Here is a 15,237-nt window from a genome sequence, read left to right as displayed (position 1 = left end):
TTCTCCTCTCTGGTTTCGAATAAAAATTTAAACTTTGAAATTTATTTTAACATTATTGACAAAAATTTGCAATATTCGACTGTACGGGCCAAAACGGTTTTGAAATGACACCAAGAGATGGAACTGGAAAGGTAGTCGAACCTTTTATTGTTGACGGGACAGTCTACTTGCCCATAAGAGCGGTCGCACAGGCACTTGGAAAGAACGTTAATTGGGTATAATGGATAAAGAAATTCAGACCATATCAATTCCCATATGCCCATACCCTTTTCCCCTTTTATATTTTATAAGCATAAGCGTTCCTGCTTTGGCTCACCTTTGAGATTACATCATGAGATTCGAAGCATCTTCCATCCGCTGGCTATAAAATAGATTGAAAACGCTACAATAAATATACCCAACAATAAAATAATCCAGCGATATACAGTATCACTTATCAATTTTTGACCTCTGGAAAATGCTGTGGAAATTGCTGAATACCATACAAAGTCGGATAAAACATGTCCTATAAAAAAGAACAAAACACCAATTAACCCTAAAGTATAAGACTGGCGTATTGATTCCATCCCCGTTGACGCCCACCAAAGAATGAAGTATGGATTAGTAGCGCTTACAAGTGCTCCTGCTAATACAAGATTTCTCATGCCTGCACTATTCCCTGCTCTTTGGTTCTCCAGAGAAACTGACTTATTTATACCAGATTTTATCATTCCATATCCCATCCATGCAAGAAAAGCCCCACCAAATAATCCGATAAATCCTGCAACTGTCGAATTAGCGAAGAAATCTTTGAGCCCAAATGTCATGATGATAATTAATGTAAGTTCCAGGATTCCATGTCCTAATACTGTCAAAGGGCCTGCTGTCCACCCTTTTTTAAGACTGCCGTCAATCGTTACCCCCAACATAGGCCCAGGCATCATTGCTCCTGAAAAGCCTATTAAAAAAGCACTAATGAAAATCCCCCACAAAACCATGTTAATTAACCCCCTCTTAGTCAAAAGTAAACCCTTAATCTTTACTTTATCATCTTCAACATATTATTGACTTCATCTATGCTAAATTCTTCAGGGTCAAAAGAACCTCCCACCCATTCAAGCATGGATTCATGCTCTGGATGCTGCGGGTCCTGGATTGCTTCAAGAAAGTCCTCATATCCCCATGGCCCACCTACATCTTCAGGAGGACAGTTTCTTTTACCACCGATACATACTGGATATTTAATACCTTCGTCAGGGTCAAGCACCTTCTCAACAACAATGTCATGTCTCCAGTTATCACCAAAATCGTAAACATATCTGAATTTATCCTTGGGCGCAAAGTTCATACTGCTTAACTTTACCCTTTTTGCACTTTTTACTTCATATCTGTCGTAAAGGTCCCAGTCATCATCTTTTTCCCCAATAATCATTTCTCCCAGCCTGAACTCATAAAGGTGGGATTCAAGCCATCCCATCGCATACTGGATTATCCTGTGGAGTTTATAAAACGTGATATCGTCTTTAACCAGTACCCTTCTCCAGACAGGAGGCTTTACGTCTTTTAATGTTATTTTCAACTGAAGAATTTTCATAATCTCACGTCTCCTTTATTTGTATTTATACATTTCTATTTTATCATTTCTCTATGTTCTGTAACAGTAAAAACAATATTCTATTATCATTATGCATTAATCTTTATTTTTCCAAATATCTTACTATAAATATCACATCCATGCTCTGATGTAAACAAAAAAACTCATGTCAAAACTCCCTCTCAAACCCTTATTCCTTCTTTCCTTAAAACTACTCTCACTAAACAAAAATCATGGCTCCAATAAGGTTTTTACCCTATTTTCACCATGATTCTTAACAAGACTTTTTTATTCATGACACAAGTTTTTTGGGTATACAGCAAGAATATCATTTTAAGTCTATGGGCTGGCACCTTTCTTTAAAACCATTTTGCAGAGCTTTTTTTGACAGATAAATAAGCCTTATCGGGCATTGCGATAAATAGAAAAATATATGCCAAAGAATCAATCCTACGCCAGGTATTTGTTCAAAAGATTGATGAATTGGTTTTTTATCCTTCAATTTAGTTATAATTACTTCCTCGAGTATTTCCCCATATGCATATTTTCAATAGAATTTAGCAAATCTTGAATAACCTCGCTAATAGACACAAACAAATCATAGTTATAAAAAATTGCTTCATCTATATCCCTTGTGTTTACAACTTGTCCCATATACCAGTCTTCAAACAGTTCATCTTTTGATACAGTATATACCTGGTCAAGAAGTACAACACTATCCTTATCCAAGAAAGGGTAATCCTTTTTATATAATGGTGCGTGATAAGGATATTTTAACTTTGGCGGTTGTATTATATTGCCATATGTATCTTTTTCTAAATAGTGTATCATGTCTGAAACTGGACAAATAATAACTCTACTTGATTTAGGGTTATATCTGCTAATAATTATAAATGGTCTTGCCTTTTGTGAAGCAATTGAAGGGTCACTATTACCAGTTAAATCAAACCAGTGAATGCAACCCTTCTCAAAATGGGTACTCTTTTGTGGATTTTTCGGCAACGCTGGACAGGGCAAAACTTACTCACCCCTCCGTCTTTTAGTCATTTCATCGAAAATCTCTTTTTCATCATCTGTTTCTACATAGTCTTTATCGATATCTGCATAAAACTTTCTTCTCTTAACGGGGTTGAATATCATATCAAGAGTGGAAACATCCTGACGTCTAGGTATTTGATTTAATTTATAATCCTTAATACTAACTACCGTCGCCATTCTATACAACCTCTTTCTTGCTTTCCTTATCCTTATGATATCACTTCCTTATGTTCTTTTCAAGTATAATTCCAATTCTTAACTTCTATATATATTATGTCCACATTTATTTAATTGACACCTTACGAGACAATTTAAATTCTTAATTCTTTAAATAAAATTTAGCGCTGATTTTTTGATTTGTAATGCCCTCGCCTGTATAATACCTGAAAATCTCTTGTGAGGAGTGAGCATAATGATAAATTTGGAAGTTTTCAGACTGGAACTAAATTATCTCGGACAGGTTGTGAAGAGCATTTTGGGTAATAAGGCTTCAAGAGAAATAAGTGAGGCAATCACTTCATTGGTCATTTCTTTCCTTTATCCTAACACCTATGATTCCTTATCCCTTTCTTACCTCCAAACAATTGAGCAGTATTTTATTCATACTTTCCCTGCAACCTGGCTTTAGGAAATGTTTTATTTAAATCCAAAATTATTTTACTCGAAAAATTAGCAAAACCAAGCATTGTCTACCTCCTCAATACTCCTTAAACCTTATTCCTTATGAAAATGTATGCCCTTCAGAACTGATTTTGCTTATTCCCATAATATTGTTGTTTTTCAAGAGACTTTACGCTTGTTATTGTCAATGAAAAACCCGCAAAAAAGGGAAAGAAAATCCACCACCATAAGGACAATAAATTTATTGTTTGTTTAGCTGTTCCTTCTGCTCCTTCATCCTATAACTTTCTCCCTTGATCAAAACCAGGTGACAATGATGAACGATTCTATCAAGTATAGCAGATGCAAGTATAGAATCCCAAAATATATTACCCCATTCGTCAAAAGTCTTATTTGAAGTGATTATCAAAGATCCCTTTTCATATCTTTGGGAGATGATCTCATAAAACTGGTCTACAATATGCTCATTTAGTTTTCTAAATCCCAGTTCATCAAGGATTAAAAGGTCAGGAGATAAATAATATTTAAGCTTCTGGCTATAAGAATTATCCGCTTTTGAAGCAAATAGGGCGGCCATCATATCCGAAACAGTTGTAAATATTACTTTATACCCTTGATGCAGGGCCTTTATCCCAAGACTTATGCTAAGATGAGTTTTGCCGGTCCCGGGTGGGCCGATAAACACTATATTTTCCTTCTTGCGTATATATTCGCATGTGGCCAAGTTATATATTTCCTGCCGGTTTAATGTGGGCTGAAAGTTGAATTCATATTCCTCAAGGGTTTTGGTAAATGGAAAATGAGCTTTTTGAAATCTTTTTTTGTAACCATTGTCTTTTCGATTAGCAAGTTCATCGTCAATCAGGAGCTCAAGAAATTCCATATAAGATAATTTTTCTTTTATTGCCTGTTCATTTCTGACTTCAATACTCTTTGCAGCACCTGACCCTCATACAAGCTTTTTCGATCTTTTCATTGCCGTATTTTTCTTTTAGCTTAAGTATGCCATATATGGGTTTTCCCCAATAATTTTCCTGCTCAGCTATGATTCTGTCAAAGAACTCAAGTGCATTAGGACCAATACTTGCCATTTTATTTCTGTAGGTGTACTGAAGTTCGGTTTTTGTTATCACCTTATACCCCGGGTAATGGGAGGGGTTGGTAGAAAATTCGCCCCTGCCCTTTAGCTTTAAGTGTGTTGCTATTAATTCATTGTTGCCGTAGATCCTTATCACTTTTTCAGATACCTGAACCGTTACTTCTTTATTGATAAATTGATACGGTACTGAATAAAAGTTGCAGTCGTAATTTATGTGGCAGTTGCTGTTGACTTTTCTTGTGACCCACATGGAAAAATCATATTCCTTAAACGGGAGGATACCAAGAACATTTCTTTCTTCTTTTTCAAATACTTCTTTAGGGATCTTTTTTGTTGTTCCGTGGACTCTGATGTTGCAAATATCCTTAAGCCATGTATTTAAGGCATCCTGGCATTCTTCAAAGGTGTTAAAATTTCTGCCTTTGAAAAAGTTGTTTTTTACGTATTTTACTCCAGATTCTATCTTGGCTTTATCGGTAGGGGTCTTTACCCTGCATGGTATTGATGAAAAATTGTAGTATTTGCTAAACTCCTGATATTGTTTCTGGTATACTGGCTCATAAAAGTTTGCTTCAAGTATGGCTGCTTTTAGGTTATCTATCTTTACTGTTTTTGGTACGCCGCCGAAGTATTTAAAAGCATGCTCATGGCATTTGATGAAGGTTTTTACTTCCTGATCAAAAACTATTTCACAATACATGAACCTTGAATAGCAAAGGATCATGCAAAATACCCATGCTTTCTTAAGTTTTTCTGTAAGATCAGGTATTTTGCCCACGTATCCAAAATCCACCTGGGCTTCCTCTGCTGGAAGGGTGTAGTATACATATTTTCCCTCAGCACCTTTCTAACCTCCTTTGGTAAAAATATCCTTATCAATATTCTTACCAAATGGGCAATATTTAACGTTTTTACTGAGGGATTTTCCTTCCCATTTTTGATGGATTTATTTTACCATTAACAACGCTCGGCATAGTCCCCAAGATTAGTATTTTGCAGTTTTTATCAATAATTGGTTCAAAAGACAGAATCATTTTTCTTCTCCAATTTATCCATAGGTTTATTATGGGTTCAATAATTTTCAATTTAAATAATTACCCTTTTAAAATTCGTTGTGCAATAGAAGTTAACTGTTCTTTAACCAATATCTTTTCCTTCCACCTATCGGGAATAGCATTGTAGCCATAATACACCCCAGCCATTCCACCAGTAATAGCGGCTATAGTGTCCGCATCTCCTCCAAGGTTGGCCGCTTCACACACAGCATCCTCAAATGAAGAGGTGTTAATAAAACACCATAACGCACATACCAGAGTATCAACTACATATCCTGAAGGCTTCAATTCATCTTTTGATAACTGGAATATCTGCTTATATTCTGGATACTTTTCAATATGTTCCCTTATAGGAGGTATTTTAGGCTTAGCATTAAGATACTGATAAACTAACAGATTGTAAAACTGGCAGGCATCAGTTGCTTTTTTGTCATAGTGAGTAAGAATACTTTGCAAAGCAGTTATCTCAAGCATTTTTTTAACATCACTATAATATAATGCAACTGGCAAACATCTCATAAGTGAACCATTTCCAGCACTCATACCACCTGTTGCCTGATGGGCGTAGCAGGCTGTTTTCATCCAGTCATTGCTTCGCTTATATTCTTCAAGTGCAATTCGAATAATGTTGCCTATGTCCTTGGGTTTACTATCATACCATTTAATAAAGTGTTTTCCGATATCATCGATAGGATTCTCTGGGTTGTCCAGGATACCTTCTGCGACAGCAATAGTCATCATTGTATCATCAGTCACTTCACCAGGTGCTAAGTCCCAACAGCCTCCACCGATAATATCTTTTAAGTATCCATATTTTCTTTTAATCTCACCCTTTGACATGAATTCCAGCGTTCCGCCAAGGGCATCTCCGCAGGCAACACCAAAAAGCCCTCCGAGTATTCGTTCATATCTGTCCATAAAGTGCACTTCCTTACGTTTTACTTTAAATCCAAGGATAAACAAAAAATGCGTCTTTTAGCTTAAATTCCGCATAGACTCATACAATACATTTTTTCACGCAATTTCTTCCAGAAGTCTTAGCTTCATAAAGCATGTTATCTGCTCGTAAAAGAATGGTATCGATTGTATCCGATGGTTTATGACTTGCTACACCAAAGCTCGCAGTTACATGCTCCACTTTTGGCAATGTCATGCTGCTTATTTTTTCCCGAAGCTCTTCGGCTAAATCTGCCGCATCATTTATATAAGTCTCAGGTAAAAGAATTATGAATTCCTCTCCACCCCATCGTGCAAAGCAATCTGTTTTGCGCATTCTTTGTTTTACCATATCAGCAAGGCTCTTCAATACCATATCCCCTGTAGCATGGCCGAACCGATCATTTACTCTCTTAAAATGGTCTAGGTCAAACATAATAATCGAAAAAGGGTTGCCATTTCGTCGCGTGCGTTCCATCTCCTGTTCCAACATCTGTATGAAAAAGCGACGATTGTAAATATTTGTTAGCGAATCAGTTATGGATTGCAGGTAAAGCGTTTCTTCAATTTTTTTGCGTTCGGTTATATCGCGGACAATTCCCACTGCATGCCAGGTATCCTTTATTTTTACAGCCGACAGTGAGAGTTCTATATCAATTTCATGACCATCTTTATGTCTTGTTTTCAGTTCAATTGTTTTTCCTACTATACTTCCTTTGCCATTTAATTGAAATTTTTTAAGTGCTTTTTTATATAGCGTATAAAGGTTATCATCCTGTATCATAAATTTGTGAAGTTCTTTGCCCATTGCTTCTTCCTTAGTGTACCCAAATATCCGCTCTGCCGCAGGATTCCAATAAGTGACATCCCCATTATCATCAATCATAATAATAGCATCTTCGGCAGATTTCATTATCGTGCTTAAAATTTCATTCTTTTCCTGCAGTTCTTTTTCTAACACTTTCTGTTCCGTTACATCAATTACGATTGCCATATATACTTTTTCTTTTGCAAATTCTACACGCAACAAGTGAACTTCTACAGGATAAGAAGAACCATCTTTTCTTCGATGTGTCGTGCTAAAGATAATAAATTCCTGTTCACCTTTGCATAAAGGACCAATAACTTCATTAAAGCATTGCATGTCTATATCAGGCTTCAAATCAAACGGTGTCATTTCTTTTAACTCATCCATGCTATATCCCAAATTTTCTCTTGCCCTACGGTTTGCAGAGATAAATTTTAATGTTTCCGAATGGAATATGTACATTTCGTTCGGAGAATTTTCAAAAAGATGATGATAAAATAAAAGCATTCTTTCCCTTTGCTTAAGCATTGCATTTATTTCATGAAGTTTAAAAGCCATTTCAATTGTAGATATAATCGCATATTCATCTACACCCTTCAATATGTAGCCGTAGCCAGTAACTGTTTTGATTTTATCCATAATTTCTTTATTTGCGTTAGCAGTAAGAAAAACAACAGGAATGTCTTTAATTTTCTGGATTATGCGAGCTGTTTCTATGCCATCTAATTTGCTTACAAGTTCAATATCCATAAGAATCAGATCAAGGTTCTGATCATTTCTAGCTCTTTCCACAGCTTCTTCACCTTTATGCACTATTTCATATTCATATCCATATTTGCTCAAAATATCTGCTGTTATTTGTGCGTTAAGTTTACTGTCTTCTACAATCAGAATTTTTTTAGGTGCAATTTCATTCATAAAGCCCTCCTGCTTCAATTCTGTAAAAAATATAATTTTAGATTTTATCATGTAATCAAAATAAGATATGAGTAAAACTACATATTTGCTTTTTAAACCGAAATATTAATCTTTTTTCGTTCAGGGCTTTTCCATTTTCCAGCTTTTTCTAAGCTTCCAAAAAGTCCTTTTGGTAAAGTTGCAACTATGAATAATGCCCCAAAGCAGAAGAAAAATAGTGGATACCAAGGAATCCAAAAAAGCTCTTTCCAAAGTTCTTTATCATATTGATTATTGACAAAAATTGCTACAATAAATTGAATTATACATATTAAAGAAATTATAGAACCATACCATTGCGGTAAAGGGGAAACATAAAAATAAAAATCCAGGTGAAAAATTAGATTTATAAGCCAAATTATTGATCCACCGACAAATGAAATACCCCATACTGCGCTCAAAATACTCTCAATATAAACAGGCCAAAGCCGTCGATATTTCCAGGACGTAAAGATATCTTTATGCGTTCTTATCAATTGCCAACCTCCTAAAGCCCATCTTCTTCTCTGTTTAAAATATTGTTTTAAATTTGACGGTACCTGTATGTAAGCAATTGCTTGCGGCACAAACCATATTTCGTTAAAATGTTTTTGTATTCTCCATGTTATATCTATATCTTCTGTTGCAGTTAACGGTGAAAAACCTCCAATTTCCTTCAAAACTTTGGTATTATAAGCAGCAAAACAGCCTGAAACCGTAAAAACTCTGCTCACTACTCTTTGTGACCTTTTTATTAAGCTAATTATTGAAGCAAATTCAGCAGTCTGGAGTTTTTCCAAGAAATATTCTCTATTTAATACAATAGGATTTCCCGTCACTGCACCTAATCTTGGTTGAAAGAGGAAGGGCTTTACTATCTCATATAGAGAATTCTCTCCGATTATAGTATCTGCATCAATAATAACAGTAATTGGCGTATTTACAAAATTAAATAAGGCATAATTTAACGCTTTTGCTTTCCCACTATTTTGAGTTAACCTTAATAAATGAAAATTATCAGTGATATCAACGAATTTTCTAATAATATCAGTAGTAGAATCTGTTGATGCGTCATCAATGAATATTACATGGTAGTCAGGATATTTAAGTGTAGTTAATCGTGTGCATAAATTAGCAATCATGTTCTCCTCGTTATAGCAGGGTACCAATATTGTAATTGGTGGATAATTAATATTAGTTTCTGGTTTTTTCGCTTGTTTTTTTTCTTTCCTTGCCCAAAAATAAAGTCCACCTATCATCCAAAACAATGCTCATTATAATTGGATAAAAGAAAATAAAATAAGCCAATATATTAGAAATACGTTTTATATAATAAAGCAAACTTATGCCCCCTTTTTATCTTCAATTCACTTTAAGGAATTATTTCTTTATTATTTCTTTTTTATTTACATCGATAACCGCTTCTTTCCATGATAACTTTGTCGTCGAATTGTCAGTATTTATTTTATTTAACATTCTTTTGTTTTTAGAATAATATTTTTTATAATTATACTTTGCCCACAAAACCATTGTTATAAAAATTGCAATTGCGCAAAATAATATCTTTAAAATTGTATAGATAGTATATCTCACGCTTTGCGGTATTAATAATTCTTTTTTCCACAAAAGAGAAATTAAGAACCAACCAATTGCAATTATTACATTGTTCATTAAATATAATATTATAGTTGTTCATTAAATATAATATTATAGTCCATGCCGCAAAAGTTAAAATTAAATTTCTTATAAAAAGAAGTGAATCTTTTATTTTAAGGAATTTATCTTTCCCCATCTGCAGAGCTCCTCTAATTGCAATTTTTTATTGCAATCTAACCTATATCATATTCTTATTACCATATTTGAAAGCAAAAGGCAAGCATTAAAATTATGCTGATCGCTTCAAGTATTAATTCTAATGAAAAATCTAATCCACTCAACCCTTACACCTTAGCCCTTTCTGTATACACATAAAAAACTCATGTCAAAATCCAACACCCCTCAAGTCCTTACCCCTTCTCGCCTTAACCCCATTTTCCTAATTCTTTCCAGATAAAAAAGTCATGACCCTTCAAACCCTTTAAAATCAATACCTTTAGCCTTATCCCTTTGCCCTTAAAACTAACAATAAATCATGGCTCCAATAAGGTTTTCTACTCTATTTTCACCATGATTCTTAACACAACTTTTTTATTTTTAACACGACTTTTTTATTCGTAACACGAGTTTTTTGGGGGTATACATAGTAGGGATATGGTAACAAGGAATAAGGAGCAAGGATTTAATTAACTGGTTCCAATTTTCTTTTACAGAATGCACTTCATTTTTATCAAAATTCACACCTAGATAAATAGCAGTAGGCTTTAAAGGACAATATTCTAATCCACTCGTAAATTCTTTTTCTTTTGGTAATCTCATTTTAATAATCCGCCATTCTTTTTCATATGACCAACTACTATGTTTTAGATTCATTAGGAAGTAAAGCAGTTTTACTCTAGGGTCATAAGGCTCACTAGATGTCATTTTAAATAAGGTTAGTTATATCGTAATCAAAAAAATAAGGACAGTAGCCGTCCCTCAATAATAAAATGGGCTAATTTATCGGCACTTGGTTCGCTCCAGGATATGGGGCCTCGGGAAAGTCTTTCTGACTAATTCCTTTAACCTATATCCCTTTTTACATATGCCTTCCTTTATATGCCTAAATATCCTTTCCAACCGTTTCTCTCAAACCTTATTAGGGCTTTTCTATACTGCTCTTCAAATGTGTCCTTAGTTGGATGAGTCAATTTGCTATTAATTTCATTAAAAATATCTTCTGCTTCGTTTTTTGTAATCTCACCAAAAATACACACATAAAGCCAAAATATTATTGTGTGTAAGGGTAATGAACTCATCTAGCCACTTAAATTCAGTATAATTATCTGATATTATTATTGGAATTCTCAACGCCTGGGCATATCCTGCGCATTCACTTTCTCCCGGACCGATTACCTTTTTCTTATCTTCGATGATATCTCTTGCAAGTATGTTTACAGATATATCTTTCTTCCTATCTACAATCCTAAATATACTCCCGTCCTTATGAATGGCTTCGTTAATCAAACTATAATATCTTCCTGCATTTTTCTTTATTTCAATGTCATATATAAATTGAGGAATGATGATTTCTTTAAATAAAAGTTCTAAAATGTCCAACCTGTTAACCATGGCTAAATTAATTACAATATCAGCATCAGATATGGCTCCTGTATATTTCATGTTAATAGTCCTCTTCCTGGGGATACTCATATCCGAATTGTTCAGGTGCCAGTCCTATAAATTCAAGGCTGTTTTTCATGTTCTTGTATGAGATATTCCCTCTTTCGTAGTTGGTTTTTATAAACTCGATATATTCTTTTGGAACATATGTTTCTCTTGATGAGGTTATCAAATCTATACTATAGCCTTCCCGTCTGGTTAAAGATTGGAGTTGTTCCGTATTTTCCAGTGAACAGATGTCTAATAGTTCCTCATATTTGTCAATAGAGCATAAATTAAGTTGGATAAGCCTTTTTAACATAGCCTTATAACTTACTTTAAAATAATTGTGCATTCTAATGATATGCCTTGGTAAAACACTGTCTTTATCTACATTAACAATTTTATAAAATACTTCTTTTACATAGTCCTCAGGCATTAAAAATTCGGAAGCAAATACATCCGCTTTCGCATCTTCCGCTTTATGCTTTTCGTCATCCAAAAGGATTTTTTCTTTTTTCAGGATGTCAGCATTATAAATAAGATGGTATAGTTCATGAGCACCAGTATAGCGCTCATGTCCCAAAGTAAAATTGCTGTTTAAATAGACAATAAACTGTCCCTCAAAATAGGTGCTAAATCCTGATAACTCGTCAGTATCCAATGGCTTTCTTATTAGAAATGCAGCCTCTGATAGAATATCAAATATATCAGAAAGCCCTTTCTTCGCAAATTTTATTCTCACATCTTCTGCCAAATCTTTAATTTGCAGTCTGAAGGATTCTTCTGGGAGATTCAAATTATTCTTTTGCAATATTAACACTCCTCCCACAGTGGCTTTCTCTTTTGTGGTTTAAACTCTCCATTATATATTTTCTTTTGGTAAATAAACATCTTTATCATATCCTGAAGGTTCGCCACTTCTTCAACTGTTTTCTCTGAAAAATTTTTCTTCCTGAATAGTGTAACTAAATCGTCGTCTTCATCCTCTTCAAAAAGAATGTTTATATCTATATTCAGAACTTTGCATAGAGTATTTAACTCCACGGCCGATACAGTCCTGTTGTCGTTTTCTATTTTGCTCAATGTTTCCCTGCTCATGTTAATACCCTTTTCAGCAAGTCTTTCTACTACCTCAATCTGGCTTAATCCCTTTGCCTCTCTAATAGCCTTTATTTTTAATCCAATAGGAATATCCTTTGACATCTTTAATCCCTCCTTTTTGTAATGTTATATTACATCAATATTGGTTTTGTGTCAATATATTATGCTGTTGTGTAATATTTTATTACTTTTTGTATAAAGTTATACTTAATTCGTTAAATAAAATTTAGCGCTGATTTTTTGATTTTCTATGCACTCACCATAATACCCGAAAATCTCTTGCGAGGAGTGAGCCTAATGATAAATTTAGAAGTTTTCAGACTGGAACTAAATTACCTGAAGCAGGTCATAAAGGGTATCATAGGAGATAAGGCTTCAAAGGAATTAGGTGAAGCAAATGTATGCCCTTTCGCAGTAATCAAGATTCTTGATTCAAGACCAAGGTCCTATTATTATAAATGCTTACTGGCTATTATCAATAAATCCTAAATACAATAAAATAACCTTCCACTGGTCTAACTTATCTTTGAATCGTATGGCTTTTGCTGGGCTGGTAGACGGCAGTCTATAAAATAATAAGCCTTCTTTAAGATTCATTTTCCCTATTACCAATTTTCTAAATAATTCCTCTGCTTTACTTCCATTAAAAAATACTGCTTTTATATCAGGATACTGATTGAAAAAAGTTTCAAAATCATTAGGAACAGGGTTAATTATTTTGGAATCACTGCTCCCTTCTCTATAACAACTTTTCAACACATCCCAAATAGCAATGTGGTGGTCCAATAAGAATGTCTTCCTATTTTCATAATCTTCTTCAACGTCTTTATTAAAAAGCCCGTATATTATCTTCCAGAACTGATTTTGCTTATTTCCATAATATTGCTGTTTTTCAAGAGACTTTACGCTCGGCATAGTCCCTAAGATTAGTATTTTGCAGTTTTTATCAATAATTGGTTCAAAAGATGTAATCATTTTCTCCCCTCAAATTAACGCTTGTTTGTCCATAAAATTCCTGAAACTACCTTCCTATCACTTCCATAAACCCAATAATCAATGCTGCTGGTTTCCCACGGGTAATATTCATTTCTTCTTTTTAAACGGTCCAAAACAGTATCCCCTAAATCTGCCTTTCTCTTTTCAATAGAAACAAATGCAATCGGGATATCTTTACTTATAGCATATTCTTTTGCATCATGCCAATTATGCTTATACTTGCCCGCACCATTTGTATTGTTAAGCATAACTAATAGACCAAAGCCAATCCCATTATAATCTCTTGCATTTTCCAAATAGGCTGCAATTGAATCTATCTTCTCTAAATATTTAACAACTGTTGTTTCTACTTCAACTACTATAAAAGGTTTATCTCCTTTACATAACAGAATATCTGCGTTCTTTTGCCCTTTTCTTCCTTTGCCGACAAAAGGGGAAGGGGCTCCATCCAACACAGAATGGTCAGATGACTGTTTAATCCATTCGCTTGACAAAAACCCTATAACAGAATTGTGAGAACTGCCGTACATTCTGGTGATAATACCCCAATTAAATATCCTGATAATATTTTCTATAGACGCAGAAATCATGCTGTTATCTCACCCTGTAATCAATTCATTGATAATAATGAAACTACATAAATTAATGCATTATCTATATTTATTTCATTAGTTTCTTGTAACTGTGATTGTAAATAATAACATTCAAAAATCTTTTTTGAAAACTCGAATATTTGGTTATCTAAATTAAAGTTAAAATTTGATGGTACCTTACTGTCTTCTAAACATTTCATACAATAGTTCTAATAGGTTCACCAAAATATTCTATGTTTGATACATCCTTTGTTTCCTTCGGTGTTGCCGTAAGCCCTACAAATCTCGTCCCAATTCCATCATCTGCTGTTATTATTTTTTTGAAATCAAAATCAACTTTTACCTGATACTCCAACACCCCTGGTTCATTGTTAAATCCCTTTAACTCTTTTATTTCCAACAATTTTGCGCTATTAATGTTATAGTCAATTTTATCCTCATCCTTATTGAAAAGGTATTGGTTGTTCATATTAGTTGATAAATGCTGCGATAGATTTTTCCTCGTCATACATGCCCATACCATTTTTATGTCGTGTTTGTCTAATGCCTTGAAATACTCTCTAATAATATCCTCTGGTTCCATTTTGGACAACTTGATTTCCAATTCATCCTCATAATCAATATAATCTGCAATCCATCCATCCCATTCCTTACCCGTAATATCTTTCAAACTTTTTCTATCGAGAGAACATGCAAAAGAATCATGCCTTCCAGCATCAATGTATGCTCCAATAATCTCATCATTATATTTAATAACAATACCTCTTGCATCTCTTCTTGGCTTCATAAATTCGGGAAGTGATTCCCTCAGCCTGTAAATCTCAACTATTACTTCCTTTCCGAGGTAATCAGTAAAATCAAGCCCAATTTGTTTGGAAAGTTCATTATTATAAGCCCAATATATCTTTACTGGATATTCTCCTGCCTTATGTTTAAGACTTTCAGGTAATTTCTCTTTTAAAGTGTTTATTCTATAGTCAACAGTCCAGTTATACTTGCCAAATAGTTGCAATATCTGCTGCTCTATATTAGTATCAGGATTTGTATACTCGTTTAAATCCGCAACATATCTAAAAAAACTATAATCTGGCTCAACCTTTTCCCCATTTTTCTCTATGTACCCTATCTCATAGAGAGCATCGTATGCAAATGTAATCTCTTTTTTGCTGCCCTCTGCTTCTGTAATAACCAACTTATTATTTTTACGGGCCATTCCACTCATCTTGCTTATTTTAGATTCG

General features: G+C 34.2%; 18 protein-coding genes and 2 pseudogenes. 3 read left to right on the top strand and 17 right to left on the bottom strand.

Annotation, left to right across the window (positions count from 1 at the left end; translation table 11 throughout):
- Positions 1 to 104 precede the first annotated feature (104 nt).
- On the top strand, positions 105 to 221 hold the full coding sequence (locus AC6I1H_RS13105) for a stalk domain-containing protein (protein ID WP_497737994.1): 117 nt from the start codon (positions 105 to 107) through the stop codon (positions 219 to 221).
- A 108-nt stretch (positions 222 to 329) separates the two neighbouring features.
- Here AC6I1H_RS13105 and AC6I1H_RS13100 read toward each other — a convergent pair whose 3' ends face one another.
- The 4 genes from AC6I1H_RS13100 to AC6I1H_RS13085 all read right to left on the bottom strand — a co-directional run bounded on the left by AC6I1H_RS13100 (position 330) and on the right by AC6I1H_RS13085 (position 2,788).
- Positions 330 to 977 (bottom strand): LysE family transporter, encoded by a 648-nt coding sequence (locus tag AC6I1H_RS13100; RefSeq protein ID WP_497737993.1) that lies wholly within the window; start codon positions 975 to 977, stop codon positions 330 to 332.
- Between the two features lie 41 nt (positions 978 to 1,018).
- Entirely contained in the window at positions 1,019 to 1,573 is a 555-nt protein-coding gene (locus AC6I1H_RS13095) for a plasmid pRiA4b ORF-3 family protein (protein ID WP_497737992.1), read from the bottom strand.
- A gap of 513 nt (positions 1,574 to 2,086) precedes the next feature.
- A complete protein-coding gene (locus tag AC6I1H_RS13090; protein ID WP_497737991.1) occupies positions 2,087 to 2,590 on the bottom strand; it encodes a type II toxin-antitoxin system PemK/MazF family toxin in 504 nt (167 codons plus the stop codon).
- A 3-nt stretch (positions 2,591 to 2,593) separates the two neighbouring features.
- Entirely contained in the window at positions 2,594 to 2,788 is a 195-nt protein-coding gene (locus AC6I1H_RS13085) for a hypothetical protein (RefSeq protein ID WP_497737990.1), read from the bottom strand.
- A 235-nt stretch (positions 2,789 to 3,023) separates the two neighbouring features.
- Here AC6I1H_RS13085 and AC6I1H_RS13080 point away from each other — a divergent pair, with 235 nt between their 5' ends.
- A complete protein-coding gene (locus tag AC6I1H_RS13080) occupies positions 3,024 to 3,239 on the top strand; it encodes a hypothetical protein (protein ID WP_497737989.1) in 216 nt (71 codons plus the stop codon).
- A 234-nt stretch (positions 3,240 to 3,473) separates the two neighbouring features.
- Here AC6I1H_RS13080 and istB read toward each other — a convergent pair whose 3' ends face one another.
- The 10 genes and pseudogenes from istB to AC6I1H_RS13030 all read right to left on the bottom strand — a co-directional run bounded on the left by istB (position 3,474) and on the right by AC6I1H_RS13030 (position 12,509).
- Positions 3,474 to 4,115 (bottom strand): IS21-like element helper ATPase IstB, encoded by a 642-nt coding sequence (istB, locus tag AC6I1H_RS13075; RefSeq protein WP_497737988.1) that lies wholly within the window; start codon positions 4,113 to 4,115, stop codon positions 3,474 to 3,476.
- 40 nt (positions 4,116 to 4,155) lie between these two features.
- Positions 4,156 to 4,611, bottom strand: coding sequence for a Mu transposase domain-containing protein (locus AC6I1H_RS13070; protein WP_497740795.1), 456 nt, complete (start codon positions 4,609 to 4,611; stop codon positions 4,156 to 4,158).
- Between the two features lie 3 nt (positions 4,612 to 4,614).
- A pseudogene (gene istA / locus AC6I1H_RS13065) lies at positions 4,615 to 5,136 on the bottom strand (IS21 family transposase); the annotation flags it as partial.
- A 106-nt stretch (positions 5,137 to 5,242) separates the two neighbouring features.
- Positions 5,243 to 5,416, bottom strand: a complete 174-nt coding sequence (locus AC6I1H_RS13060; protein ID WP_497737987.1) for a hypothetical protein — start codon at positions 5,414 to 5,416, stop codon at positions 5,243 to 5,245.
- 9 nt (positions 5,417 to 5,425) lie between these two features.
- On the bottom strand, positions 5,426 to 6,304 hold the full coding sequence (locus AC6I1H_RS13055) for an ADP-ribosylglycohydrolase family protein (RefSeq protein ID WP_497737986.1): 879 nt from the start codon (positions 6,302 to 6,304) through the stop codon (positions 5,426 to 5,428).
- A gap of 79 nt (positions 6,305 to 6,383) precedes the next feature.
- Positions 6,384 to 8,048, bottom strand: a complete 1,665-nt coding sequence (locus AC6I1H_RS13050; RefSeq protein WP_497737985.1) for a GGDEF domain-containing response regulator — start codon at positions 8,046 to 8,048, stop codon at positions 6,384 to 6,386.
- Between the two features lie 92 nt (positions 8,049 to 8,140).
- On the bottom strand, positions 8,141 to 9,325 hold the full coding sequence (locus AC6I1H_RS13045) for a glycosyltransferase family 2 protein (protein WP_497737984.1): 1,185 nt from the start codon (positions 9,323 to 9,325) through the stop codon (positions 8,141 to 8,143).
- A 1,576-nt stretch (positions 9,326 to 10,901) separates the two neighbouring features.
- Positions 10,902 to 11,324 (bottom strand): PIN domain-containing protein, encoded by a 423-nt coding sequence (locus AC6I1H_RS13040; protein WP_497737983.1) that lies wholly within the window; start codon positions 11,322 to 11,324, stop codon positions 10,902 to 10,904.
- A 1-nt stretch (position 11,325) separates the two neighbouring features.
- Positions 11,326 to 12,126: an ImmA/IrrE family metallo-endopeptidase gene (locus AC6I1H_RS13035; RefSeq protein ID WP_497740794.1), complete on the bottom strand. Its 801-nt coding sequence runs from the start codon at positions 12,124 to 12,126 to the stop codon at positions 11,326 to 11,328.
- Positions 12,120 to 12,509 carry a helix-turn-helix domain-containing protein gene (locus tag AC6I1H_RS13030; protein WP_497737982.1) on the bottom strand — a complete coding sequence of 130 codons (390 nt, stop codon included), beginning with the start codon at positions 12,507 to 12,509 and terminating at the stop codon, positions 12,120 to 12,122. Before AC6I1H_RS13030 ends, AC6I1H_RS13035 begins: the two co-directional genes overlap by 7 nt.
- Before the next feature lie 195 nt (positions 12,510 to 12,704).
- Between AC6I1H_RS13030 and AC6I1H_RS13025 the strand changes: the two genes are divergently transcribed.
- A complete protein-coding gene (locus tag AC6I1H_RS13025) occupies positions 12,705 to 12,896 on the top strand; it encodes a hypothetical protein (RefSeq protein WP_497737981.1) in 192 nt (63 codons plus the stop codon).
- Here AC6I1H_RS13025 and AC6I1H_RS13020 read toward each other — a convergent pair.
- From AC6I1H_RS13020 to AC6I1H_RS13010, 3 genes and pseudogenes are all read right to left on the bottom strand, one after another.
- Entirely contained in the window at positions 12,870 to 13,382 is a 513-nt protein-coding gene (locus tag AC6I1H_RS13020) for a DNA-deoxyinosine glycosylase (protein WP_497737980.1), read from the bottom strand. The two genes, AC6I1H_RS13025 and AC6I1H_RS13020, sit on opposite strands and share 27 nt — an antisense overlap.
- A gap of 14 nt (positions 13,383 to 13,396) precedes the next feature.
- Positions 13,397 to 13,993, bottom strand: coding sequence for a hypothetical protein (locus AC6I1H_RS13015; protein ID WP_497737979.1), 597 nt, complete (start codon positions 13,991 to 13,993; stop codon positions 13,397 to 13,399).
- Between the two features lie 298 nt (positions 13,994 to 14,291).
- Positions 14,292 to 15,209: pseudogene (locus AC6I1H_RS13010) on the bottom strand (DUF4830 domain-containing protein); the annotation flags it as partial.
- Positions 15,210 to 15,237: the final 28 nt, after the last annotated feature.

The sequence above is a fragment of the Biomaibacter sp. TOL genome (genome assembly GCF_059717795.1).
The sequence above is the reverse complement of the archived record's forward strand: the minus strand, read 5'-3'. Positions and strand labels throughout refer to the sequence as shown.

What these genes read in the sequence shown, in the direction of transcription:
- AC6I1H_RS13105 (WP_497737994.1), top strand. Translation starts at nt 105, where the DNA reads ATGACACCAAGAGATGGAACTGGAAAGGTAGTCGAACCTTTTATTGTT.
- AC6I1H_RS13100 (WP_497737993.1), bottom strand. Translation starts at nt 977, where the DNA reads ATGGTTTTGTGGGGGATTTTCATTAGTGCTTTTTTAATAGGCTTTTCA.
- AC6I1H_RS13095 (WP_497737992.1), bottom strand. Translation starts at nt 1,573, where the DNA reads ATGAAAATTCTTCAGTTGAAAATAACATTAAAAGACGTAAAGCCTCCT.
- AC6I1H_RS13085 (WP_497737990.1), bottom strand. Translation starts at nt 2,788, where the DNA reads ATGGCGACGGTAGTTAGTATTAAGGATTATAAATTAAATCAAATACCT.
- AC6I1H_RS13080 (WP_497737989.1), top strand. Translation starts at nt 3,024, where the DNA reads ATGATAAATTTGGAAGTTTTCAGACTGGAACTAAATTATCTCGGACAG.
- istB (WP_497737988.1), bottom strand. Translation starts at nt 4,115, where the DNA reads ATGGAATTTCTTGAGCTCCTGATTGACGATGAACTTGCTAATCGAAAA.
- AC6I1H_RS13055 (WP_497737986.1), bottom strand. Translation starts at nt 6,304, where the DNA reads ATGGACAGATATGAACGAATACTCGGAGGGCTTTTTGGTGTTGCCTGC.
- AC6I1H_RS13050 (WP_497737985.1), bottom strand. Translation starts at nt 8,048, where the DNA reads ATGAATGAAATTGCACCTAAAAAAATTCTGATTGTAGAAGACAGTAAA.
- AC6I1H_RS13045 (WP_497737984.1), bottom strand. Translation starts at nt 9,325, where the DNA reads ATGATAGGTGGACTTTATTTTTGGGCAAGGAAAGAAAAAAAACAAGCG.
- AC6I1H_RS13040 (WP_497737983.1), bottom strand. Translation starts at nt 11,324, where the DNA reads ATGAAATATACAGGAGCCATATCTGATGCTGATATTGTAATTAATTTA.
- AC6I1H_RS13030 (WP_497737982.1), bottom strand. Translation starts at nt 12,509, where the DNA reads ATGTCAAAGGATATTCCTATTGGATTAAAAATAAAGGCTATTAGAGAG.
- AC6I1H_RS13025 (WP_497737981.1), top strand. Translation starts at nt 12,705, where the DNA reads ATGATAAATTTAGAAGTTTTCAGACTGGAACTAAATTACCTGAAGCAG.
- AC6I1H_RS13020 (WP_497737980.1), bottom strand. Translation starts at nt 13,382, where the DNA reads ATGATTACATCTTTTGAACCAATTATTGATAAAAACTGCAAAATACTA.
- AC6I1H_RS13015 (WP_497737979.1), bottom strand. Translation starts at nt 13,993, where the DNA reads ATGATTTCTGCGTCTATAGAAAATATTATCAGGATATTTAATTGGGGT.